This window comes from Chryseobacterium luquanense, from assembly GCF_026460945.1.
Lineage (GTDB): Bacteria > Bacteroidota > Bacteroidia > Flavobacteriales > Weeksellaceae > Chryseobacterium > Chryseobacterium luquanense.
On record NZ_JAOVZV010000007.1, the window covers coordinates 111,620 to 135,217 of the forward strand.

General features: G+C 33.0%; 24 protein-coding genes. All 24 read left to right on the plus strand.

The annotated features are described in order from the left end of the window. Window positions 1-32 precede the first annotated feature (32 nt). The 24 genes from atpB to OEA66_RS08155 all read left to right on the plus strand — a co-directional run bounded on the left by atpB (window position 33) and on the right by OEA66_RS08155 (window position 23,592). Window positions 33-1,112 (plus strand): F0F1 ATP synthase subunit A, encoded by a 1,080-nt coding sequence (gene atpB, locus OEA66_RS08040; protein ID WP_267280879.1) that lies wholly within the window; start codon window positions 33-35, stop codon window positions 1,110-1,112. A gap of 41 nt (window positions 1,113-1,153) precedes the next feature. Next, entirely contained in the window at window positions 1,154-1,363 is a 210-nt protein-coding gene (atpE, locus tag OEA66_RS08045; protein WP_034675836.1) for an ATP synthase F0 subunit C, read from the plus strand. Between the two features lie 83 nt (window positions 1,364-1,446). Next, window positions 1,447-1,941 carry a F0F1 ATP synthase subunit B gene (locus OEA66_RS08050; protein WP_267280880.1) on the plus strand — a complete coding sequence of 165 codons (495 nt, stop codon included), beginning with the start codon at window positions 1,447-1,449 and terminating at the stop codon, window positions 1,939-1,941. A 2-nt stretch (window positions 1,942-1,943) separates the two neighbouring features. Then, window positions 1,944-2,483: an ATP synthase F1 subunit delta gene (gene atpH, locus OEA66_RS08055; protein ID WP_267280881.1), complete on the plus strand. Its 540-nt coding sequence runs from the start codon at window positions 1,944-1,946 to the stop codon at window positions 2,481-2,483. 16 nt (window positions 2,484-2,499) lie between these two features. Then, a complete protein-coding gene (atpA, locus tag OEA66_RS08060) occupies window positions 2,500-4,077 on the plus strand; it encodes a F0F1 ATP synthase subunit alpha (protein WP_267280882.1) in 1,578 nt (525 codons plus the stop codon). A gap of 85 nt (window positions 4,078-4,162) precedes the next feature. Next, window positions 4,163-5,032 (plus strand): ATP synthase F1 subunit gamma, encoded by an 870-nt coding sequence (gene atpG / locus OEA66_RS08065; RefSeq protein WP_267280883.1) that lies wholly within the window; start codon window positions 4,163-4,165, stop codon window positions 5,030-5,032. Window positions 5,033-5,128: 96 nt separating this feature from the next. Continuing rightward, window positions 5,129-6,490 (plus strand): hemolysin family protein, encoded by a 1,362-nt coding sequence (locus OEA66_RS08070; RefSeq protein ID WP_267280884.1) that lies wholly within the window; start codon window positions 5,129-5,131, stop codon window positions 6,488-6,490. Between the two features lie 13 nt (window positions 6,491-6,503). After that, window positions 6,504-6,809, plus strand: a complete 306-nt coding sequence (locus OEA66_RS08075; protein ID WP_267280885.1) for an ATP-dependent Clp protease adaptor ClpS — start codon at window positions 6,504-6,506, stop codon at window positions 6,807-6,809. A 121-nt stretch (window positions 6,810-6,930) separates the two neighbouring features. After that, window positions 6,931-7,545 (plus strand): uridine kinase, encoded by a 615-nt coding sequence (gene udk, locus OEA66_RS08080; protein ID WP_034675856.1) that lies wholly within the window; start codon window positions 6,931-6,933, stop codon window positions 7,543-7,545. A 3-nt stretch (window positions 7,546-7,548) separates the two neighbouring features. Continuing rightward, window positions 7,549-7,905 (plus strand): FtsB family cell division protein, encoded by a 357-nt coding sequence (locus OEA66_RS08085; RefSeq protein ID WP_267280886.1) that lies wholly within the window; start codon window positions 7,549-7,551, stop codon window positions 7,903-7,905. Window positions 7,906-8,010: 105 nt separating this feature from the next. After that, window positions 8,011-9,174 (plus strand): methylmalonyl-CoA mutase family protein, encoded by a 1,164-nt coding sequence (locus tag OEA66_RS08090; RefSeq protein ID WP_267280887.1) that lies wholly within the window; start codon window positions 8,011-8,013, stop codon window positions 9,172-9,174. Then, window positions 9,174-9,614, plus strand: coding sequence for a DinB family protein (locus OEA66_RS08095; RefSeq protein WP_267280888.1), 441 nt, complete (start codon window positions 9,174-9,176; stop codon window positions 9,612-9,614). The genes OEA66_RS08090 and OEA66_RS08095 overlap by 1 nt, the downstream gene beginning before the upstream one ends. A gap of 2 nt (window positions 9,615-9,616) precedes the next feature. After that, window positions 9,617-10,765, plus strand: a complete 1,149-nt coding sequence (locus tag OEA66_RS08100; RefSeq protein WP_267280889.1) for a THUMP-like domain-containing protein — start codon at window positions 9,617-9,619, stop codon at window positions 10,763-10,765. Between the two features lie 106 nt (window positions 10,766-10,871). Continuing rightward, window positions 10,872-11,144, plus strand: coding sequence for a hypothetical protein (locus OEA66_RS08105; protein ID WP_267280890.1), 273 nt, complete (start codon window positions 10,872-10,874; stop codon window positions 11,142-11,144). Between the two features lie 140 nt (window positions 11,145-11,284). Then, a complete protein-coding gene (locus tag OEA66_RS08110; RefSeq protein ID WP_267280891.1) occupies window positions 11,285-12,664 on the plus strand; it encodes a dipeptidase in 1,380 nt (459 codons plus the stop codon). Between the two features lie 160 nt (window positions 12,665-12,824). Beyond that, window positions 12,825-13,823 (plus strand): T9SS type A sorting domain-containing protein, encoded by a 999-nt coding sequence (locus OEA66_RS08115; protein WP_267280892.1) that lies wholly within the window; start codon window positions 12,825-12,827, stop codon window positions 13,821-13,823. Between the two features lie 183 nt (window positions 13,824-14,006). Next, window positions 14,007-14,975: a T9SS type A sorting domain-containing protein gene (locus OEA66_RS08120; protein ID WP_267280893.1), complete on the plus strand. Its 969-nt coding sequence runs from the start codon at window positions 14,007-14,009 to the stop codon at window positions 14,973-14,975. A gap of 292 nt (window positions 14,976-15,267) precedes the next feature. Next, window positions 15,268-16,065: a hypothetical protein gene (locus OEA66_RS08125; RefSeq protein WP_267280894.1), complete on the plus strand. Its 798-nt coding sequence runs from the start codon at window positions 15,268-15,270 to the stop codon at window positions 16,063-16,065. Window positions 16,066-16,277: 212 nt separating this feature from the next. Then, window positions 16,278-17,063 (plus strand): hypothetical protein, encoded by a 786-nt coding sequence (locus OEA66_RS08130; RefSeq protein ID WP_267280895.1) that lies wholly within the window; start codon window positions 16,278-16,280, stop codon window positions 17,061-17,063. A 4-nt stretch (window positions 17,064-17,067) separates the two neighbouring features. After that, window positions 17,068-20,082, plus strand: coding sequence for a T9SS type A sorting domain-containing protein (locus OEA66_RS08135; RefSeq protein ID WP_267280896.1), 3,015 nt, complete (start codon window positions 17,068-17,070; stop codon window positions 20,080-20,082). Window positions 20,083-20,161: 79 nt separating this feature from the next. Beyond that, a complete protein-coding gene (locus tag OEA66_RS08140; RefSeq protein ID WP_267280897.1) occupies window positions 20,162-20,869 on the plus strand; it encodes an SDR family oxidoreductase in 708 nt (235 codons plus the stop codon). Window positions 20,870-21,013: 144 nt separating this feature from the next. After that, window positions 21,014-21,760, plus strand: a complete 747-nt coding sequence (locus OEA66_RS08145; RefSeq protein WP_267280898.1) for an electron transfer flavoprotein subunit beta/FixA family protein — start codon at window positions 21,014-21,016, stop codon at window positions 21,758-21,760. A 94-nt stretch (window positions 21,761-21,854) separates the two neighbouring features. Then, window positions 21,855-22,802, plus strand: a complete 948-nt coding sequence (locus OEA66_RS08150) for an electron transfer flavoprotein subunit alpha/FixB family protein (RefSeq protein WP_267280899.1) — start codon at window positions 21,855-21,857, stop codon at window positions 22,800-22,802. Window positions 22,803-22,992: 190 nt separating this feature from the next. Continuing rightward, entirely contained in the window at window positions 22,993-23,592 is a 600-nt protein-coding gene (locus OEA66_RS08155; protein ID WP_267280900.1) for a bifunctional nuclease family protein, read from the plus strand. The last annotated feature ends 6 nt before the right edge of the window (window positions 23,593-23,598 follow it).

Genomic DNA, 23,598 nt, shown 5'->3' on the forward strand with positions numbered 1-23,598 from the left:
TTTGCAAAAATTTTAGAAATAAAAGTCTAGTCATGAGTTTTAAAAAACTGTTAATCGCCCTTTATCTTTTTGTCTTCTGCTTCTCTTTTGCAGAAACACATGAAGGTACTGCGGAAGCTGCAAAGGATGAAAAGTACAATCCGGTTCCATTTATTATGCACCATATTGCGGATGCACACAATTGGCATCTTTGGGGTGAAGGTCACAATTCTGTAGGGATTTCTTTACCTGTAATTCTTTGGGATAACGGTTTGAAAGTTTTCAGTTCTGAAAAATTCGGACACGAAGAAGAGAAGGTTGCTGAAGTAGATGGTAAGTTCTATAAAGTACACCATAATAAAATTTATGAGACTAATGCTGCAGGTGATTTAGAAATGCACGAAGAGCATCCTACAAACAATGCTCCTTTAGATTTTTCTATTACTAAAGTAGTTGCTCAGATGATTTTAGCTGCTGTGATTTTATTAATCATTGGTTTTGCATCTGCATCGAGTTATAAAAAATCTGCTGTTCCTTCAGGGATTGCAAAATTCATAGAGCCGATAGTGGTTTTCGTAAGAGATGAGATTGCTTTACAGAACATCGGATCTGTAAGATATAGAAAATATGTACCATATTTGGTTACTTTGTTTTTGTTTATCTGGGTTCTTAATATCTTAGGATTACTTCCGGGAGCTGCAAATACAACAGGTAATATTGCCTTTACAATGGTTCTTGCAGTATTTACTCTATTAATTGTAAACTTAAGCGGTAGAAAAACATATTGGATGCACATGTTTGATCCATTGGGAAGTAATATGCCTTTCGCTGGAAAAATCTTGGTATACATTATATTAGTACCGGTAGAATTATTAGGAATTATTACTAAACCTTTTGCATTGATGATTCGTCTTTTTGCTAACATGACAGCAGGACACATCATTATCATGAGTTTAATTGCTTTGATCTTCATCATGCAGACATATATGATTACTCCGGTATCATTAGGTTTATCATTATTCATTTATGTATTGGAAGTATTGGTGGCGGCTTTACAAGCTTATATCTTTACGATGTTGACAGCATTATTTATCGGGTCGGCTGTAGAAGAGCCTCACCACGATAATCATTAATTAAAATTAAATTATAAAACAACTTTTTAAATTATAATATTATGACAGGTAGTATCGCAGCAATCGGAGCTGGTTTAGCAGTTCTAGGTGTAGGATTAGGTATTGGTAAAATTGGTGGTAGCGCAATGGAAGGTATTGCAAGACAACCAGAGCAATCAGGGAAAATCCAAACTGCAATGATTATCGCAGCGGCTCTTATTGAGGGTGCTGGTCTATTCGGTATCGTAGTAGCATTACTAGGAAACGGATAGTAACAAACAGAATTCTACAAACGGTTGGTTTGTAGAATTCTTTTAAAAAAGTTAAAACAAATTAAAAAAATAATTGATATAAAATGGAATTATTAACTCCTTCAATTGGTAACATATTCTGGACAGCAGTAGTATTTTTATTGCTTGTACTTCTTCTTAAGGCATTTGCTTGGAAGCCTATTCTAAGTGCGGTGAAAGAAAGAGAAGACAATATTCAGAATGCTCTTAATCAGGCTAAATTGGCTAAAAAAGAGATGGAAGATCTTAAAGCGGATAACGAAAGAATTATGCGTGAGGCTAAAATCGAAAGAGATGCTATCTTAAAAGAAGCCAGAGAAATTAAAGACAGAATCGTAGCTGAAGCTAAAGATGCTGCTAAGTCTGAAGGAGATAAATTAATAGAAGCAGCAAAACAAACCATAAATGCTGAGAAAAATGCTGCAATGGCAGACATCAAATCTCAAATTGGTACTTTGTCTGTAAATATCGCAGAATCTATCTTAAAGCAAAAGCTTGAAAATAACGAAGCTCAAAACGAGTTGGTTCAGAATTATTTAAACAAATCAAACCTTAACTAAGAATGCTTACATCTAAAGTAGCTAAAAGATACGCACAGGGTTTGCTGGAATTCACAAATGAATCCGGACAGACTGAAGCGGTTTTTTCTGAAATGAAAGATGTGGTGAAGCTGATGTCTGAATCTAAAGATTTGAACAAATTTTTCTTGACACCTTACATCGATGCAAATAAAAAAACTGAGGTAGCAAACGAAATCTTCAAAAGCTTTTCACCTGTTTCTCAGAATTTGATTAGATTAATCATCAAAAACGGAAGAGAAAGTCAGCTTAAAAATGTTGCACAGCAATTCATCAACAAAGTGGAAGACATCAATGGTGTTCAAAGAATCACTTTGACTACTGCAACACAGCTTTCTAACGAAAATATTGAGCAGATTCTAAGATCTACGAATCTTGTTAATCAAACTGCAACTTTCGACCTTAAAGTAAATGTAAACCCTGATATTTTAGGAGGTTATGTTTTAAGAGTTGGAGATCAGCAGGTAGATGCATCTGTAAAATCAAAATTGAATAAGATTAAAAAAGACTTTCAGTTAAACTAAGAAAAAAAACCATATAATGGCAGAAATAAATCCGGCAGAAGTATCTGCGATCTTAAAACAACAGTTGGCCAACTTCGATACTCAATCTAATGTTGAGGAAGTAGGTACAGTTTTAACCATAGGTGATGGTATTGCTCGTGTATACGGGTTAGAAAATGTACAATACGGTGAATTGGTAAAATTTGCTAGCGATGTAGAAGGTATCGTACTAAACTTAGAAGAAGACAACGTAGGGGTGGCTCTTTTGGGTGAAAGCAAATTGGTAAGAGAGGGAGATACAGTAAGAAGAACAAACAGAATCTCTTCTATCAAAGTAGGAGAAGGTATGTTGGGTAGAGTAGTTGATACTTTAGGTAACCCAATTGATGGTAAAGGTCCTATCAGCGGAGAATTGTATGAAATGCCATTGGAAAGAAAAGCTCCGGGTGTTATCTACAGACAGCCGGTAACTGAGCCTTTACAAACTGGTATTGTGGCAATTGACTCTATGATTCCTGTAGGAAGAGGTCAGAGAGAGTTGATCATTGGTGACAGACAGACAGGTAAAACTACTGTTGCTATTGATACGATTATCAACCAAAAAGAATTTTTTGATGCTGGTCAGCCAGTATATTGTATATATGTTGCAATCGGGCAGAAAGCTTCTACAGTAGCTCAGATTGTAAAAACTTTATCTGATAAAGGTGCTTTAGCTTATACAGTAATTGTTGCAGCTAACGCTTCAGATCCGGTTCCAATGCAGGTATATTCTGCTATGGCAGGAGCTTCTATCGGAGAATTCTTCAGAGACACTGGTAGACCAGCATTGATTATCTATGATGATTTATCTAAACAAGCTGTTGCTTACCGTGAGCTTTCTCTACTATTGAGAAGACCACCGGGTCGTGAGGCTTATCCTGGAGACGTTTTCTATCTTCACTCAAGATTATTGGAAAGAGCTGCAAAAGTAATTGCTGATGATAAAATTGCTAGCCAAATGAATGATTTACCGGAGTCTTTAAGACCTCTTGTAAAAGGTGGTGGTTCACTTACTGCACTTCCTATTATCGAAACTCAGGCTGGTGACGTTTCTGCGTATATCCCGACTAACGTAATTTCTATTACAGATGGACAGATTTTCTTGGAATCTGATCTATTCAACTCAGGGGTTCGTCCTGCGATCAATGTTGGTATCTCTGTATCAAGAGTAGGAGGTAATGCTCAGATCAAATCAATGAAAAAAGTTTCTGGTACTCTTAAATTAGACCAGGCTCAGTATAAAGAATTAGAAGCGTTTGCTAAATTCGGTTCTGATCTTGATGCTTCTACTTTAGCAGTTATCTCTAAAGGAGAAAGAAACGTTGAGTTGTTAAAGCAGCCAGTAAATTCTCCACTTCCTGTAGATAGCCAAGTTGCTATGATTTATGCAGGTACTGAGAACTTAATGAGAAACGTTCCTATCAAGAAAGTAAAAGAATTCCAAATTGAATACATTGCTTTCCTTAGATCAAAGCATCCTGAAACTATGGCTGCTCTTAAAGCTGGAAAAATCGATAACGATATTACTGGTGTTCTTAAGCAGGCTGCTAATGATTTAGCTGCAAAATATAACTAAAAATTAGTTGATGGTTTTTGGTTGATAGTTGACAGAATTTTCTAAAACTAGCAACCAACAACCGACAACCAACAACTAACCCGATATGGCAAACTTAAAAGAAATACGAGGAAGAATCAGTTCAATTTCATCTACGATGCAAATTACACGTGCTATGAAAATGGTTTCCGCTGCGAAACTTAAAAAAGCACAAGATGCCATCGTCATGTTGAGACCTTATTCTGAAAAACTTCAGGAGATCATTCAGAATGTAAATTCTAGTTCAGATCCTGATCAGGTTTCTGTTTACGCTCAGAAAAGAGAAGTAAAAAAAGTACTATTTATTGCTGTGACTTCAAACAGAGGTTTGGCAGGTGCTTTCAACTCATCTGTTGTAAAAGAACTGAATCACCAGTTTCAGAATAATGCTCAGTACGAAGTTGAAGTTCTTACCATTGGTAAAAAAGTTTATGATGCTGTAAGAAAAAACCGCGCAGTGTTTTCAAATGAAAGCGCAATTTTTGATAATCTTAATTTTGATAAAGTTGCCAACATTACAGAAGGCGTAATGTCTAGTTTTATTGAAGGTAAATTTGATGAAGTTTATTTGATTTATAATAAATTTATCAATGCTGCAACTCAGGAAGTCATTACAGAACAACTTCTTCCAATTTCAATGGTTGAAACTGAAAAAGAAGAAGGTCAAACAGAAACTGACTATATCTTTGAACCAAATAGAAACGAAATTTTAGATAATTTAATTCCGAAATCTATTAAAACTCAGGTTTTCAAAGCAGTTTTAGACTCTGTGGCTGCAGAACACGGTGCGAGAATGACGGCAATGCACAAAGCAACCGACAATGCTCAGGATCTGAAAAATGACTTGGTTATTTTCTACAATAAAGCAAGACAAGCTGCCATTACAAACGAAATCTTAGAGATCGTTTCAGGAGCAGAAGCTTTGAAAAACTCGTAATAAAATATTCAAAAAATATGAAAGCATCGATATACTCGGTGCTTTTTTTGTTATTTTTATTTTATATATCTTTGCATAAATAATTATAATTTCTAAATGGATTCGGACATAGTCAGGCTTTTGCTAGCCTTGTTTCTTGTATTGTTAAATGGCTTTTTCGTAGCCGCAGAATTTTCAATTGTTAAAGTTCGTTATTCACAAATTCAAATCAAAGCTGCCGAAGGTGATTCTATGGCAAAACAGGCAGAGCATATTATCAAGCATCTTGATGAATATCTTTCTGCAACCCAGCTTGGTATCACTTTAGCGTCTCTTGCATTAGGTTGGGTAGGTGAAAGTGCAATGCACCATGTTATTGATAATTTATTCCATTCTTTAAATATTAATTTTAGTGAATCAACAGTTACAACAATATCTTTGGTTTGTAGTTTCTTGATAATCACTGTGATGCATATCGTTTTCGGCGAGTTGATTCCAAAATCTATTGCGATCAGAAAGGCAGAAGCTACTACAATGGCTACAGCCGTTCCTTTGAGAGTTTTTTATACCGTTTTCAAGCCATTTATCTGGTTGATGAATTTAATGTCAAATGGATTTTTAAGATTAATAAAAATTCATCCGGCTTCCGAACAGGAAATTCACTCTACAGAGGAACTTCAGCTTTTGGTTAAACAATCTGCAGACAGTGGAGAAATTGAAGAAGAAAATTACGAAATCATAAAAAATGCATTTGATTTTACCGATCATTCGGCGAAACAAATTATGGTTCCGAGACAGAATATTACCTCTATCGATTTTGCTGATGATTTAAATGAAATTATCAATAAAATCATGGAAAGCGGATATTCCAGAATTCCTGTTTATGAAAACTCAATTGATAATGTGATTGGTGTTTTTTACACCAAAGAAATCATCAGAGAATTTGTTAAAAGGAAGGGAGAATTAAGTCACGATGATCTTAGAGAATTGATGCGTGATTCATTTTTTGTGGTTGGAAGTAAGAAAATTTCAGATTTATTAAAAATTTTCCAACAGAAAAAGCAACATTTAGCCATCGTAATTGACGAATTTGGTGGAACTGAAGGAATTATTACTTTAGAAGATATTTTGGAGGAATTGGTAGGTGAAATTCAGGATGAAGAAGACGATGAAGAAAAACTGGTTGATAAAGTAGGAGAAAATACCTATTGGGTAAAAGCCACACAACCTTTAGATGAAATCAACGAATCTTTGCCTAAAAAACTGACTGTTTCTGAGGAAAGTGAGTACAATACTTTGGCCGGATTTATTTTACATGCTTTGGAAGATATTCCTGAAGAAAATCAGGAATTCGATCTTGAAAATTATCATTTTAAAATTTTAAAAATGAATAATAAAAGCGTTGAAATGGTGGAATTGGTTTATAATGAGACCAATAATATTGTAGATGATATTCTAGACAAATTAGGAGAAGATTAAAAATTTTTTAAACATGATTTTTTATAATAGCATAAAAGATTACGAAGATCCGAAACGTAAGTATGAAGAAGACGTTCTTGTTTTGGATGAAATAGACGAAGTTTACAAATTAATTTTGCATAATGACGACATTCATACTTTTGATGATGTAATCGAAGCCTTAATTCAGATTTGTAAGCATGATCCGATTCAGGCAGAACAATGCACAATGTTGGTTCATTACAAAGGAAAATGCACAGTGAAAACCGGCTCTATGGATCTTTTGAAACCGATGCACGAAAAATTAATTTCACGAAGCTTAACAAGCGAAATAGTATAATACAAACTCCGGCAATAGCTGGAGTTTTTTTTGAATCTAAACTAAGGTCTAAATTCTAATTTCTCACATCTCATTTCATCTAAAATACTATCTTTGTAAAAACTCTAAAGAAATAAACAGAATGCTTGTAATAGGAATTGCCGGAGGTACTGGTTCTGGCAAAACTACTGTTGTTGATAAGATTATTCAACAGCTTGACATTGAAGGAATGAATATTCTTTCTCAAGATAATTATTATAATGATAATCATAATCTTACGCTTACAGAAAGAGAAGCTTTAAATTATGATCATCCAAAATCCATCGATTTTGATTTATTGCTACAACATGTAAAAGCTTTAAAAAATAACGAATCGATTGAACAGCCTATTTACAGCTTTGTAACACACGGAAGAACAGGAGATCACGTTACGGTAGAACCAAAAAATGTTCTCGTAGTAGAAGGAATTCTGGTTTTGACGAATAAAGAATTACTGAAAGAATTTGATTTGAAAGTATTCGTTCATGCTGATTCAGATGAAAGACTGATTAGAAGGATAAGAAGAGATACTCAGGAAAGGGGAAGAGATTTGAACGAGGTTTTACACCGTTATCAGACAACGTTGAAGCCAATGCATCAGGAATTTATCGAACCTTCGAAAAATGAAGCCGATTTGATTATTCCAAACATGAGACAAAATTCTGTTGCGATTGATTTTTTAACCACCGTTATTAAAAATTCATTAAGAAAACACTAAAAAATGGCTGAAAAAGAACTTATTAAAGACATTAAACCTAAATCGGAAATCTTTAAATTTATTCAAGAATATGTTTTGAATAAATATGTGATTGCGATTTGTCTTTTTTTGGTTTGGATGATTTTCTTTGATAAAACTTCATTCTTGGTAATCAACGAGTTGAATGGCGAAATTAATAAATACGAAGAGCAGCTGGATTATTATAAATCAGAATACGAAAAGAATGATAAGTTCTACAAAAAACTGATGAATAATAAATCTGAAAAAGAAAAATACGCAAGAGAAAATTACTTCATGAAAAAACCGAATGAAGAAATTTTTATCCTCGTTGTAGACAGCGCAAATATTGCGAAGAAATAAATTTTTAAGTGAATTATGAATAGTCAATTAGCTTTGCAGTCAATTTTTTTTAATTAATCTGCGAATCAAAATCACTTATTATCCATTACCTATTACTCATCAATTATGTCAAATACCGAAACCTTCTCAAACTGGGAAAATCTTGTTAAAAAACAGCTTAAAACAGAAGATATTTACACGATTCTTAAGAAAGAAAATTTAGAAGGAATTGATGTAAAACCTTTTTATGATTATGTTGAAAAACCAATGTTAAATCTTCCAAAAGTGGAAGAAAGTACGCATTTGGTTGCAACGTACCACGAAAGTCTTGAAGATGACGTTTTTGCATTTTTATTAAATGAAAATGTTGAAAATCTTATAGGAAAAACTGTTTTTGTTAATAATAAAGATTTGGCAGAACACATTAGCCCGCAAGATGAAGATCAATATTTTTCGTTGATTGATGTTTTTGATGAGAAAAATGCTGAGATTAATGATCAGTTGGTAAAAGAGCTTTTAGCAAAAGATTTTAAAAGAAATATTTGTATAGATATTTCGCTTCATCAAAACGCAGGAGCTGCAATTTATCAACAATTGGGAATTGCTTTAGCAAAAACTAAAGAGCTTATTGAAGTTTATGGAGCTGAAATCATCAGTAAATTGATTTTCAGAATCGCTGTTGGAGGTAATTATTTCTTTGAAATGGCTAAAATTCGTGCTTTTAAATTGGTTTTTAATCAATTGTCAAAAGAATATAATTTAGACGAAATTCCATACATATTTGCTGAAACTTCACTTAGGAATAAAGCAATTTCAGATAATGAAAATAATCTTATTCGCTCGACTTTAGAATTGGCTTCGGCAATGATTGGCGGAGCAGATGCAGTGTACAGCACAAATTATTTAGTTGAGAAAAGCACAGATAATTCGGAAGAAATTTCCTTTAAACAACAGATTGTTTTAGCTTATGAAAGTATCATCAATGTTTTTGAAGATGCCTCAAACGGAAGTTATTATATCGAAGATATTACCAATCAGATTACGGATAAATCTTGGAATTTATTTGTTGGAATTGAAGAAAATGGTGGCTATCTCGAACTCTTAAAGAAAGGAACTATTCAAAAAAAGATTTACGATCAAGCAGTTGAAGAGCAAAAATGGGTTGAAGAAGGTAAAATCAAACTGATTGGCGTGAATTTATATCCAAAATTAGAAATTAAAAAATCGATTGAGGAATTATATAATCAAAATGAATTAAAAGCGGTTCGTTGGGCTGAAATGTTTGAGTAATGAATGAAAAACTGACCGATTTATTTGAATATACTTATCATTTTAACAATGAAATGATAAAAGTTATTACTGAGAATCTCCCGAGAATTGAAGAAAAAACAATCAGTTTAATTAATCATACTTTAAATGCTCAGCAAATTTGGAATTCAAGAATTTTAAACGAGAAAACTTTTGACGGTTGGCAAATAAATGTTTTCGAAGATTTGAATAAAATTAATCAACAGAATTTCCAGAAAAGTATTAAAATTGTTAATCAATTTAATTTAGATCAGAAAATTCAATACCAAAATTCAAAAGGAACAAAATTTGAAAATACTGTTTTCGAAATGCTTTTTCAGGCAATTAATCATTCAACCTATCATCGAGGTCAAATTAATTCTCAGTTGAAGCAAACCGGAATAAACCCAATACTTACAGACTACATTTTTTACAAAAGATAGATTTGAAAAAAGAAATTTTAAATCCAGAAATTCAAAAATACATCAATGCAAATCTAAACGCAGATTTGCATTCTTTGTTGTTGAAAAAATCCCTGTTTCCAGAAGTTTCAATGCATGAAATTGTTCAACAAATTAAAGGAAAACAGGTTGCGCAAAAGAAATTCCCTTTTTTATTACAAGACGGAATTATTTTTCCCCCACAATTGAGTTTAGAACAATCTTCATCAGAAAAAACGGCTGTTTATAAATCGGAAATATTAAAAGGAAAGAAATTTGTAGATTTAACAAGTGGTTTTGGGATTGATGCTTTTTATTTGTCTAAAAACTTTGATGAAATAACTTTAGTTGAACAAAATACCGACCTTTTAGAAATTGTAGAACATAATTGGAATATTTTAGGTAAAAAAGCAAAGTTTATCAATCAAAAATTAGAAAATTTTTTAAGTGAAAATAAAGATAAATTTGATGTAATTTATCTCGATCCTGCTAGAAGAGATCAGAATAAAAATAAAGTATTTCTTTTGGAAGACCTTTCGCCAAATATTTTAGAAATTCAGGAGCAGTTACTTTCAATTTCTAAAGAAGTGATTATAAAATTATCTCCATTAATAGATCTTAAATATCTGATTTCGGTATTAAAAAATGTTTCAAAAATAGAAATTATTGCCGTTCGAAACGATGTGAAAGAGATTGTTGTTTCTCTTACTAAAAATTATTCAGGAGAAATAAATTGCAATTGTATTAATCTTGAAAGTGAAGAAAAAGCATTTAGTTTTGCAATTAATGAAGAGAAAAATGCCGAAGCAGAGTATTCCGAGCCTGAAAGATTTATTTATATTCCAAATAATGCAATTCTTAAAGCAGGAATTTTCAATTTGATTTCAAAGAAATTTGAAATTAAAAAACTGCATCCAAACACTCATTTATATACTTCTGAAATTAAAATTGATTATTTTCCGGGGCGAACTTTAGAAATGGAAGTGATTGATTCAAAGCAAATTAAAAAGAAAGAGCAGTTTAATCTGATTTCAAAAAATTATCCGTTAAAACCTGAAGAAATTAAGAAAAAATATCAGGTAAAAGATGGGGGAGAACACTATCTTATTTTTACACAATCCAAAAAAGGTAAAATAATATTAAAATCAGTCTAAAAATGTTGCCGAAAAATGCAATATTTCTTACTTTTGGGCAATTAAAAATTCAGGGATTGAATCATTTAACACAATTCCTTAAGATCTTAAAAATAAAAATCTGCATATGAAAAAATTAGTTATCTGTTTAGCTCTTGCAACTGTAGCGGTAAGCTGTAAAAAAATTCAGGCTGGAGGAAATAAAAATGTTATCAAGTTGGAAGAAGGTACAGAAAGATATTCTGATGATCATCAAGGTGGTGCAGAATCTCACGGAAGTGCACATGAAGCTGCTCCTGCTCATGCACAGCCAGCTCACGGTGCTCACGAAACTGAAGCTCCAAAAACTGATTCTACAGCTGCTGTAAAGCATGAAGAAACTGCAAAGACAGAACACTAATTTTTCTGAAAATAAAATAAAAATCCTGCTTTTTGCGGGATTTTTTTGTTGAATAAACATTCAAGCACTCTAAATTAAATTAAACCTTTTTGTTTGCGGTGATAGACAATTTTTTTAATTTTAACAAAATTTAATTTACAATGCAAGAAACATTAAATTACATCAACGAAAACAAACAGCGTTTTGTTGATGAATTGTTTGAGTTACTTAGAATTCCTTCTATTTCTGCTGATCCGGCATATAGCAACGACGTTTTAAAATGTGCTGAAGTTTGTGCAGAACACCTTAAAAATGCAGGAGCAGATAACGTTGAAGTTTGTACTACAAAAGGTTATCCTATTGTTTTTGGTGAAAAACTAATCGACGAAAAGCTTCCTACGGTTTTGGTTTATGGTCATTACGATGTACAACCTGCAGATCCTTTAGAATTGTGGAAAAAACCACCTTTTGAGCCTTATATTGAGAAAACTGAACTTCATCCTGAAGGAGCTATTTTTGCAAGAGGTTCTGCGGATGATAAAGGACAGTTTTTTATGCAAATCAAAGCTTTTGAAGCCATGATGAAAACGAATTCTCTGCCTTGTAATGTGAAATTTATCTTGGAAGGTGAGGAAGAAGTAGGTTCTGTAAGTTTAGGAAGTTGGGTAAATGAGAACAAAGAAAAGCTTTCTTGTGACTGTATTTTGATTTCTGATACGCATATTTACAGCAACGAGCAACCGACTGTTACAACAGGTCTGAGAGGTTTAAGCTATGTGGAAGTTGAAGTAGAAGGGCCAAACAGAGATTTGCATTCCGGGCTTTATGGAGGTGCAGTTCCAAACCCTATTCATGTTTTATCACGGATGATTGCTAAATTAATCGATGATGATGGGCGTATTTTAATTGATGGTTTTTATGATAATGTAGAAGCGGTTTCTGATGAAGAAAGAGCAGAAATGAATAAATTGAAAGATAATCCTGCAGAATTTAAAAAATCAATTGGTTTGAATGATGTTGAAGGAGAAAAAGGATATACAACTTTGGAAAGAACTTCTATTCGCCCAACATTAGACTGTAACGGAATTTGGGGCGGTTATACAGGTGAAGGTGCAAAAACCGTGATTCCTTCTAAAGCTTCTGCTAAAATTTCTATGCGTTTGGTTCCTTATCAGACTCCTGAAGAGATTACAGAAAAATTCACTAAATATTTTGAGAAAATAGCTCCGGCAAATGTAAGAGTGAAAGTAACTCCTCATCATGGTGGAATGCCGTATGTTTTGCCAACAGATACAAAAGAATATTTAGCGGCTAAAAATGCTATGCAAACCGCTTTCGGGAAAGAAGTTCTTCCTTACAGAGGTGGTGGAAGTATTCCTATTACATCAATGTTTGAGCAGGTTTTAGGTGCAAAATCTGTTTTGATGGGATTTGGTCTTGATTCTGATGCAATTCATTCACCAAATGAACATTACGGTTTGTTTAATTTCTATAAAGGAATTGAGAGTATTCCTATGTTTTTCGAAAATTATTCGAAATAGTAAAAAAACGAATTAACTTGATAAATAATGATCCTTAAGAAGTTTTTCTTAAGGATTTTTTTATTTTAACATTTTTTTACACTAAGATGTTTAAAGATTTTTTATATTTACATTCAAATAATTAAAAATTAAGTTTATGAAAAAAATTCTATCTACTTTATTGTTGACTTCTGCAACAATGATGATGTTTGGGCAAGCTCAATCAATAGCTAATGATAATTATAACTCTTTAACTGCTGGAAATGTAGGTACTGATGTTACAGGTGCAACAGTGGGGCAAGGCGGATATTATATTGGGAATGGAACTCCAGCAGATTTTCAAATAGTAGTAATTGATGCTGCTCACGGTAACTCTTTACGATTGACTTCTGGAAATGGCGCACCACCTGCAACTGGAACAAATACTAACAATAGATTTGCATTTAAAAATATATCTACAACTGCAACAGCATCCAATAATATTTTGAGTGGTGCATTAGAATTTTATACAGGTCCAGCAACAGGTGCTGGAAAAATTCAATTTGCTCTATATGATGCTACCAATGGCATTGTAGGTATTAATTATGATTATGCTACTAAGAAAATAAGTGGTATGGGAAGATTAACACCTGTCCCAACTGCAACCGTACCATCACCTACGGCAGCTTTTTATAATATTGGTATAGGAACTTCTACATTTGCGGCTAATACTTGGGTTTCTGTATCTTTTACTTATAATAAAACTACTGGAGCTTACACATGGACAACTCCAGAGGGAGCATTTAGTTTTAGTAATGCAGCTTATACTTTCACTACGGGTATGACTCCTACCGAGTTTGATGTCGTTTCTCTTACTTTAGCTGGAAATACTATCGCAAATCAAGCAGCAGTTGATAATGTTAACTTGCAATATACAAATGCAGCAACATTAGGTATTAAAGATGTTAAAACTGTTGGAAATGTAGGAATAGCGATTTCTCCTAATCCAACTTCAGATATCTTAAACATCAAAACAGACTCTAAAATCAATGCAATTTCTGTTATAGATTTTACAGGTAGAAAAGTGAATGTGAAATTAGATGGAGATAAAGTAGATGTAAGAAGTCTTCCTGCAGGAACTTATTTAATTAACATTGAAACAAAAGATGGTATTTCTACAGAGAAATTTATTAAAAAATAATTTTTGATAATAACATCAATACATAAAGCACTCCAATTTGGAGTGCTTTTTTTACATAATTAATTTTCGTTTGTTGGAGATTTATGGTATTTTTAAATGTAAATTCTACTATAAGAGAATTAATAAATTATTATTTAAGAATAGAGAAAAATATATTAACTTTATCGAAAATTTAAAAATATTATGAAAAAAACATTACTATCTTTAATGCTGTTGGGATCTATTTACGGAACAGCACAGATTCTTCAGCAAGAAAATTTTGATGCACTCAATACTGCTACTGCAATAGGGCAATCATCACCAGTATATGCACTTTATGGTGGTGCTGCTTCAGATTATTCTATTGTAGTTTCAGGAACTGGAAAAGCATTACAAATTTCTGTTCCCGCTACTGCAAGCGGTTATCGTTATATGTGGAAAAATGGTTTAGCAGCGGCTTGGACTACAAGAACTGCTGGGAACAATGTTTTCCAGGTTGAATATGATTATTTTACAGGAGCTGCCTCTACAAGCGATAATGGCGGTGGAATAGAAGTTATTGATGATCCTGCAGGAAAGGTTTTTTGTGGATTAACAGTACATCAAGCTACTAAAACTGTTCTTGGACTATATACTACATCTACTGGTACAAATTCTAGTACAGATGTTGGTGCTGGTACAACTCCAGCAGCTGTAACATTACCTGCAAATACATGGGTGAGACTTGGATTTGCTTATAATGCGACAAATGGTACAGTAACGTTTAAAGGTCCCGGATTTTCAAAAGTAATTACAGGGACATTGATTACATCACCAGCTGAAATAGATTATGCAGCTTACGATTTGGTTGGAACTAATACGGTTACATCTACTCATTTGTTTGATAATATGATAGCGAGAGCAGTAGCAACAGAAAGCTTAAATTTAGCAACAAGTGATGTGGTATTAAAAGAACAGTCTGTATCTATATTCCCAAGTCCTGCAAATGATTTTATTACTGTAGAATCTAAAGCAAAAATTTTAAATGCTTACATTTATGATATGACGGGAGTAAGATCTGATGCTAACTTTGCAGATGGCAAAGTAGATGTAAGAAAATTACCAAGTGGAGTTTACATGCTGGGTTTAAAAACAGAAAATGGTTTATTGACCAAAAAATTCATCAAAAAATAGTAGCTTATTAAATACATTATAAAAAATCGTTCTTTTTGGAACGATTTTTTTTTTTTTTGAATGCATTGTGAATAATTTTTTTTGTTTATTTAAAAAATAAATAAAATGAAAATATTAAACATGAAAAAAATAGGGTTAATTGGTATATGTGCCTTTTTTTGAAATTTTTTATTTTAAAAATAAATAAAAAAAAATCGTACTTTTTGGAACTATTTTTTTTTTTTTTGTTTCAATGCATTGTGAATAATTTTTTTTGTATATTTAAAAACTAAATAACATCAAAATATTAACCATGAAAAAAATCGCTTTACTGGCTATCTGTGCCTTGTTTTCAAATTCTTTATTTTCACAACAGTGGGATGGACCTCAAAATTTTACGGATCCTATTTCCAGAAATGGAAAAGTAAGTATTGGTCCTACTATTGGTAATTCTTTAGTTAATATTGGGGGGCACTTAAGATTAGCTTATTTTCAGGAAAACTTAATTGCAGGCAGTGACAGTCCTCGTTTGTATTTCGGATATAAATCGACAAGAGGTAACCTGTCTGCAGATTCATATTTTACCATGCAGTATTTAAATGATGATCAAAACGGGATGGCAATAAGTACAAACCCGGGATTGTATATCTTTCCGTCATTTGAAAATACTAACATTTCAGGTATAATTGATGAAAGACATAAAATATTTTATGTCTCCTACCTGAATGGAAAAATTGGGATGGGTACTAATGCAATAAACCAGTCAAGCGGAGATGGATATCGTCTCTTCGTTAAAGACGGCATCAAAACCGAAAAAGTGAAAGTAGAAATTGCAGCCAATAATGGTTGGGCAGATTATGTTTTCAAGAAAGATTATAAACTGATGTCTTTAAATGACTTGCAATCTTACATTAATGAAAAAGGTCATTTACCAGAAATTCCTACCACGGAAGAAGCTATTGCTAACGGTATTGAACTTAAAGAAATGAATATTCTTTTGCTTAAAAAAATAGAAGAACTTACTTTATACACGTTACAACAGCAAAAAAATATTGATGAACAGAATATCCGTATCGAAATGCTTGAGAAGAAAATAAATACATCTAAGTAATTCAGTAGTTAATCAATTAATTAAAAAAAACTTTCCAATTAATTTCTGTCATTTTGAGTAATAAATGTCAGTGTAGTTGTCATTATTCTTTGATACAGCACTCATGTGGGTTAAATAATTCAGTAATCTGTTAAAGAATGAATATTTTTTAGCTGCGAACATTTACGTAAAACTCAGTATTAAAACAATAACTAAATCATAAAATTTATACCATGAAAAAAATCTTTCTATTGGCAGCGTGTGCCTTATTTTCAAATGCTTTATTCGCTCAGCAATGGGATGGACCGCAAACTACTTCAGATCATATTTACAGAAGGGGAAATGTAAGTATCGGAACTGGTACCAACATTGATAAACTAAATGTTGGTGCAGGAAATATTAGAATATTGTATGATAGCAGGATAGCTCCTAATGTAAGAAATAGCTTAATCTTTGGAAATGGTCGACAAGAAGAAATCGATTTTTATATTACGAAGCTTGCAAAAGGTCTGCATATTTATCCTCTTTATTTGCAATTAGATAACAATATTGCACCACCAACATTTTATATTTCAAATTCCTCAAAAATTGGTATGGGAACATATGAGGTAGACTGTTCAAGCTGCCAAGAATATCGTCTTTTCGTAAAAGACGGCATTAAAACCGAAAGAATAAAAGTAGAAATCGCTGCCAATAACGGTTGGGCAGATTATGTTTTCAATAAAGACTATAAGCTTATGCCATTAAATGATTTGCAAGCTTATATTTCTGATAAAGGACATTTACCAGAAGTTCCTACCACAGAAGAAGCGATTGCTAATGGTATTGAGCTTAAAGAAATGAATATTCTTTTGCTTAAAAAAGTAGAGGAACTGACGTTGTATTTGATCGATCAGAACAAAATCAATCAAAATCAAAAAATAGAATTAGAATCAAATCGAAGAGAAATCGACGATATGAAAAACAAGCTTAATTCTTTGCTTATCAATCAAAATAATTTGTCTAATAATAAAAAATGAAAATATGAGAAAACATACAATATTTTTCATTTTTATGGTTTGTCTGACCAATATTTTATGTCAAACAAAAGGACAAACTAAAAATGATAAAATCTATATGAGCCCGGGTGGTACATTAGATAACATATTCGATCATTATGGTAACAAATATGATCCTTCTGATATTCTCATTGGCAACGAGAGAGAGAGTTTGAGCGGAACAGCAAACAAATCTACAAATCCGGCACCAATGTCTTGTGGCTTTTTCAATTTATACTTTGAAACGGGATCAGGAATGGAAGACGCATCAAATCCGGCACATATGGCAAGAAGAAATGTAGTATGCCGTGTTTTTAATGATCTTTCAGACTTTATAAATTCTCCGTTAAAAACAAACGGATTAAATAATAAGGTAAATATATGGGTAAGAAACATCAATAACGCAATACCTGCTCCAAATACTCCAAGTGGAGTTTTGGGTCTTGCAAGCTCTTTCTACAGCATGCCTTATAATGCTACAGCAGGATTTGGTGGTATTTCAGATAATGAAATGTGGAAAACAATTCATTTAGGTACCGATTCATATGACGGTGTTTTTTCACCGGTAAACTCAAACGGATCAAGTTCAGGAGTTTCCGGCTTGTTTTACCATGGGATGATGGCCTTCAATTTTTCAGATTCTTCAATAAACTGGAATACTAATCTTTCAGTTGCATCTTTTCCTGGTTTATACGATTTGTATTCTGTGGTTTTGCACGAGATAACCCACGCTGTAGGATTTTCAAGTTTAATCAATGCTTCTGGTAATTCTAAATTTGGAACAGGATTTAATTACTTTACCCGATATGATGCGTTTTTAAAGAACAATACTGCTGCAGAGTTTTTATTAAAAAAAGCTTCTTCAGCTTGTGGAGAAATGTATAATTATTCGTTTAATAATGTTTTAAGCAATAGTATACTGAGTCCTCCAAATAATCTTTGCAGTAGTAAAATAAGATATGTCGGACTTTCAAATGTTCCCGTATTTACTCCTCCAGGATTTACAGAATCAAGCAGTTTAAGCCATTTTGATGGTAGTTGTGTATCGCCAAATCCGAATTTTGTTACGGAAAGTGCTTACGCAACCAATTCGATTAGAAGATATCTTAAACAAGAAGAGAAAAATGTATTGGTGGATCTGGGATATAGTGTAAGCAGTACATTTGGGGTTAGTACAACATATAATGGTACGACCAGTTATTCGGGACAATTAACAGGAATTACTGTTGCTGGTTCTAATGACGGAATAAACTATACAAACGGAACAATCACTTTTACTGGAAATCCAGGAGCAAATATCAATTTATCAAACCTTCTGAGCAATGACTTTGATGCTGCGGGTTTTGAATGTCTTGAAGATATTTTTGATTCTACGGCAACGCTGTCAGTTACTTCAGGTACAGCAGGTACATCTGTTACTTATTCAAGTTCTGTAGCTGGTTTGCATTTATTAAGATATATTCCTGTAAATTCTTCCGGAAAAAAAGGAAATATTACGTACGTTTATGTTTATATTAATGAGCAGAATAACTGTACACCGCCTACAGGAACGGGATGTAATCCGAATGCGAATTTGGTCATTAATCCACAATTTGAAAGCTTTTTACCTTCACAAGGTATTGGAAATATAAATAAAGCTTGTAATTGGTCAGATGCTCATATTATCACTGGAGGTGCAGATTATTTTAATGGAAGTTATACAGATCCTGCGATAAGAACTCCTTGTAATATGATGGGTTACCAACCAGATAATGTTGCTAATAACAAAGGATATGCAGGAATGGTGGTAAGAAAAAGTTACGGAAATTCAATATATTCTGAATCGATTAAAACGACGCTTGCAAGTCCTTTATTGCCCAATACCAAGTACAGATTAAGCTTTCAGGTTTCTTTAGCAGAAGGAAATAGTAAAAATGCGATTAAATTTCAAGCCTATTTATCTAATAATAACACTTCTTACCCGGGATATGGTGAAATTCCTATCACGAATCCTGCTATGTTATTTACTGATTCTAATTATGCTACCAATGCAAGTATCTGGAAAACCATTACTTTTGATTTTACGACAGGTAGTGTTGCAGGTCAGACAACATTATATTTAGGAGGATTGAGTAATATTGATTTTGTTTCTAATACTCCATCTCCACAAGGGGTAAATGGCTGTGGTTATAATAATTATAATGACAGCAGTGTGCCTAATGATTTTGGCGCCTGTTATTATTTTGTAGATAACGTATCAATCATCGCTTTAGAAAATACGATTGATATGACACTTGATCTTCCACAGTATATTTGCCCGAACAACGTGCTTAGTGATTTATCTCTTTATCTGACTGGTTCTTATTTTAACGGAACATTTTCTGGAAATGGGGTAACAGGAAATACTTTTAATGCTAATGCAGCTGGTCTTGGTACACATACAGTTTATTATACATATACCAATACTTCTGGCTGCATAATTACCATTTCGGACGTTATTTTCGTTACCGATAGAGAATCTATTTGTGGTCCAGGAAACAATTGTCCTCAGTATTATTCGTTTTATACAACAGAAACCAATCCTAATGTCGGTTATCAGGCTTCAGAATATATTTACACTGGAAGTCATTATCTTGTACAGTCAGGTAATTCGGTTGATTTTAAGGCGGGTAAATATATCCTTATGGAACCTGATTCGGAAATAGAATATGGAGCTTCATTTTCAGCAATAATTGAAGACTGTCAGACAAATGTTAGCAAACTGGATTCCTCAAAACCATTATCTGAAATAGGACAATCTCAAAATGAATTGCAGCTTTACCCAAACCCAGCAGGTGATTTCTTAAACATTAAAGTACAATCACAAATTACTAAAGTTGAAATCTATGACACATCTGGTAAGAAAGTTAATTTTAGATTAGATGGCAATAGGGTAAATGTTAGTCATTTGGTTTCAGGTAATTATGTTATTACAATAGAAACCAAAGAAAATAAGTATACCAAAAAATTCATCAAGAAATAAATTACTGACTAATTTCACTCTAACAAAACGCTCCAAATTGGGGCGTTTTTGCTATTTTAGAGTTTTAAAAATTAAAAAAATGATAGAAAATAAAGTTGCTTATATTACAGGTGGAACAAAAGGTGTGGGATATGGAATTGCAAAAATATTACTTCAAAATGGTGTTTCAGTTGCATTTTCGGGAAGAATAAAAGAAGATGTTGAAAAAGTGGAGAATGATTTAAAACAATATTCTCAGAATGTTTTAGGATTAGTTTCTGATGTAAAAAGTATTGAAAACGAATATGATGCTGTTAAAGATATTATTAAAAAATTCGGAAGGTTAGATTTCGTCATTGCTAATGCTGGTTTAGGAATTTTTAAACCAGTTGATGAATTAAGTACAAGAGAATGGAACGAGATGATCGACACCAATTTAACCGGAGTTTTTCATACTTTAAAGGCATCAGTTGAAGAATTAAAGAAATCAGAAGGCTATTATATTACCATTTCAAGCTTGGCAGGAGCAAATTTCTTTGAAAACGGAACGGGTTACAACGCATCAAAATTCGGTGTTGTAGGTTTTACACAAGCTGCAATGATCGATTTAAGAAAATATAATATTAAATCTACTGTAATTATGCCTGGTTCTGTTGCTACTAATTTCAACGGAAATATTCCTTCTGAAAAAGACGCATGGAAAATTCAGCCGGATGATATGGGAAATCTCGTATTGGATATTTTAAAAATGAATCCAAGAGTTTTACCAAGTAAGATTGAGTTTAGAGCAACAAAACCAAATGCTTAGAAACATATAATGCGCTGAATAATAAATAAATAAGTATTATGCATGCATAATATATTTTTTATTTATATTTACAAAACTTAACAAACAAAAATAGCTTCTGAAAATCTAACCATTTTACGAAGCAAAACAGAAAAATATATAGTAATGAAAATATTAGTTTGTATCAGTAGTGTTCCGGATACTACTTCAAAAATCAACTTTACAGCAGACAAATCTGCATTCGACAAAAACGGTATTCAGTGGGTTATCAATCCTTTGGATGAGTTTGCTTTAACAAAAGCGATTAAGTTACAGGAGTCTCAAGGAGCAACTGTTACTGTAATCAATGTTGGTGATGCTGTAACAGAACCTGTAATCAGAAAAGCTTTGGCAATCGGTGCAAATGATGCGGTAAGAGTAAATCTTGATCCAAAAGACAGCTATTCTACAGCAAAAGAAATTGCTTCTGTAGCTCAGAACGGTGGTTATGATTTAGTTCTTTGTGGTAAAGAATCTATCGATTACAATGGTGGTTCTGTTCCCGGAATGGTTGCTCAATTGTTGAATCAGCCTTTCGTAAACGCTTCAGTTGGTTTAGATGTAAACGGAAATGAAGTGACTGCTGTAAGAGAAATTGAAGGAGGTAAAGAAACTATTTCTGTGAAATTACCTGCTGTAATCGCTGGTCAGAAAGGTTTGGTAGATGAGAAAGATTTGATTATTCCAAATATGAGAGGAATTATGTCTGCAAGAACAAAACCTTTGCAGGTTGTTGAGCCTACTTCTTCTGAAGTGAAAGTTCAGGGAGTTTCTTATGACTCTGTTCCACCAAGAGCAGCTGTGAAAATAGTTTCTCCAGATAACTTAGATGAGTTGGTAAGACTTCTTCACGAGGAAGCTAAAGTAATTTAAAAAAGATAACAGATTTCAGGTATAAGGTCATAGTTTAAAACTATTTTTAACTTAATTCCTAACATCTAATTCCTAAAACCTAAAAATTAAAAAAATGGCAGTATTCGTATACGCAGAAAATATAAACGGAATTTACAAAAAAGCAGCTTTTGAAGCAGTTTCTTATGCTAAAGCAGTGGCTGATCAAGCAGGAGATACCGTTACAGCAATCTCTGTAAACCCAACAGATTCTTCAGATTTATTGTATAAATATGGAGCAACAAACGTAATCAACATCAAAGATGAAGGTCTTAAAAATTTCTCGGCAAAAGCTTATGCACAAGCTGTAAGTGAAGTTGCCGACGGAAATATTTTAGTATTCCCTCACACAACAGATGCTTCTTCTGTAGCTCCAATGTTGGCTGTAATGAAGAACTTTTCTTTAATTACAAATGTTTTGGAAGCTCCGGAAAGTCAGTCTCCGTTTCAGGTGAAAAGAAAAGCTTTCTCTGGAAAAGGTTTCATGCACGCAAAAGCTGAAGGAACTGGTGTAATTCTTACGGTTTCTCAAAATGCTTTCGGTGTTAAAGAAAATGCAGTTTCAGGTTCTGAAGAAGTTAAAAACCTTTCAGTAGCTAACGAAGATACTAAAGTAATTTCTCACGAGCAGAGTTCAGGTAAATTAGACCTTAAAGAAGCTGAGGTAGTAGTTTCTGCAGGTAGAGGGATGAAAGGTCCTGAAAATTGGGGAATGGTGGAAGAGCTAGCAAACGTTTTAGGCGCTGCAACAGCTTGTTCAAAACCGGTTTCAGACATCGGATGGAGACCTCACACAGAACACGTTGGACAAACCGGTAAAGCAATTGCTCCAAATCTTTATATTGCAATCGGTATTTCTGGTGCAATTCAGCATTTGGCGGGAGTAAACTCTTCTAAAACAATCGTTGTAATCAATAGCGACGCTGAAGCTCCGTTCTTCAAATCAGCTGATTATGGTGTAGTAGGAGATGCTTTCCAGATTATTCCTGCATTAACAGAGAAAATTAAGGCAATCAAAGGATAAGAAAGTAATTGTAAATAGTCTAATTCGCTTTACTCGTCAATTTTTTAATTCAACTAATTCACTTGCAAAGCAAAATTTACTATTGACCTTTGACAATCAGCAATAATATAAATAAAAGCTCGGCTTCCGGGCTTTTATTTTTGTCTAAAAAGTAAAAAAAACTTTGAAAAATTAATTTATATTTGTAGCCATGGATTATAAACAGCTAATCATACGCGGAATATCGTACAGTCAGACACAATCTGGAGCATACGCATTGCTATTGGAACATGAAGAAACAAACGTAAAATTGCCCGTAGTTATCGGGAATTTTGAGGCACAATCCATTTCTTTAGGCCTTGAAAAAGATATTCATCCGCCACGTCCGCTTACGCATGATTTATTTACGAAATTTATCGTTTCCGCCAATTATCAGTTGGTTTCTGTAATTATTTATCAGATTGTAGATGGCGTTTTCTTTTCAAATATAAACTTTAAAAATTCCGAAACTGAAGAAGAAATGATTCTTGATGCAAGAACTTCCGATGCAGTTGCAATGGCAGTAAGATTTGATGCGCCAATTTATACTACGCAGCAAGTTTTAAGTGAAGCTGGAATTTTATTGGAATTAGAAGAAGTGGCTAAAGAAGAAGAGCATTTTTCTGAAACCATACAGACGGAAGATAGTTTGAAATCTATTTCAATGGATGAACTGCAAAAATTGCTTGACGAAGCTGTAAAAGAAGAAGATTTTGATACCGCTCTTGAAATTCAGGAGGAAATCAAAAGGCGAAAAAAGAATATTGATTAAAGATAT

Bases quoted from the DNA above. Each gene is read 5' to 3' on its own strand.
- atpB (WP_267280879.1), top strand. From the start codon at position 33: ATGAGTTTTAAAAAACTGTTAATCGCCCTTTATCTTTTTGTCTTCTGC.
- atpE (WP_034675836.1), top strand. From the start codon at position 1,154: ATGACAGGTAGTATCGCAGCAATCGGAGCTGGTTTAGCAGTTCTAGGT.
- OEA66_RS08050 (WP_267280880.1), top strand. From the start codon at position 1,447: ATGGAATTATTAACTCCTTCAATTGGTAACATATTCTGGACAGCAGTA.
- atpH (WP_267280881.1), top strand. From the start codon at position 1,944: ATGCTTACATCTAAAGTAGCTAAAAGATACGCACAGGGTTTGCTGGAA.
- atpA (WP_267280882.1), top strand. From the start codon at position 2,500: ATGGCAGAAATAAATCCGGCAGAAGTATCTGCGATCTTAAAACAACAG.
- atpG (WP_267280883.1), top strand. From the start codon at position 4,163: ATGGCAAACTTAAAAGAAATACGAGGAAGAATCAGTTCAATTTCATCT.
- OEA66_RS08070 (WP_267280884.1), top strand. From the start codon at position 5,129: ATGGATTCGGACATAGTCAGGCTTTTGCTAGCCTTGTTTCTTGTATTG.
- OEA66_RS08075 (WP_267280885.1), top strand. From the start codon at position 6,504: ATGATTTTTTATAATAGCATAAAAGATTACGAAGATCCGAAACGTAAG.
- udk (WP_034675856.1), top strand. From the start codon at position 6,931: ATGCTTGTAATAGGAATTGCCGGAGGTACTGGTTCTGGCAAAACTACT.
- OEA66_RS08085 (WP_267280886.1), top strand. From the start codon at position 7,549: ATGGCTGAAAAAGAACTTATTAAAGACATTAAACCTAAATCGGAAATC.
- OEA66_RS08090 (WP_267280887.1), top strand. From the start codon at position 8,011: ATGTCAAATACCGAAACCTTCTCAAACTGGGAAAATCTTGTTAAAAAA.
- OEA66_RS08095 (WP_267280888.1), top strand. From the start codon at position 9,174: ATGAATGAAAAACTGACCGATTTATTTGAATATACTTATCATTTTAAC.
- OEA66_RS08105 (WP_267280890.1), top strand. From the start codon at position 10,872: ATGAAAAAATTAGTTATCTGTTTAGCTCTTGCAACTGTAGCGGTAAGC.
- OEA66_RS08110 (WP_267280891.1), top strand. From the start codon at position 11,285: ATGCAAGAAACATTAAATTACATCAACGAAAACAAACAGCGTTTTGTT.
- OEA66_RS08120 (WP_267280893.1), top strand. From the start codon at position 14,007: ATGAAAAAAACATTACTATCTTTAATGCTGTTGGGATCTATTTACGGA.
- OEA66_RS08125 (WP_267280894.1), top strand. From the start codon at position 15,268: ATGAAAAAAATCGCTTTACTGGCTATCTGTGCCTTGTTTTCAAATTCT.
- OEA66_RS08130 (WP_267280895.1), top strand. From the start codon at position 16,278: ATGAAAAAAATCTTTCTATTGGCAGCGTGTGCCTTATTTTCAAATGCT.
- OEA66_RS08135 (WP_267280896.1), top strand. From the start codon at position 17,068: ATGAGAAAACATACAATATTTTTCATTTTTATGGTTTGTCTGACCAAT.
- OEA66_RS08140 (WP_267280897.1), top strand. From the start codon at position 20,162: ATGATAGAAAATAAAGTTGCTTATATTACAGGTGGAACAAAAGGTGTG.
- OEA66_RS08145 (WP_267280898.1), top strand. From the start codon at position 21,014: ATGAAAATATTAGTTTGTATCAGTAGTGTTCCGGATACTACTTCAAAA.
- OEA66_RS08150 (WP_267280899.1), top strand. From the start codon at position 21,855: ATGGCAGTATTCGTATACGCAGAAAATATAAACGGAATTTACAAAAAA.
- OEA66_RS08155 (WP_267280900.1), top strand. From the start codon at position 22,993: ATGGATTATAAACAGCTAATCATACGCGGAATATCGTACAGTCAGACA.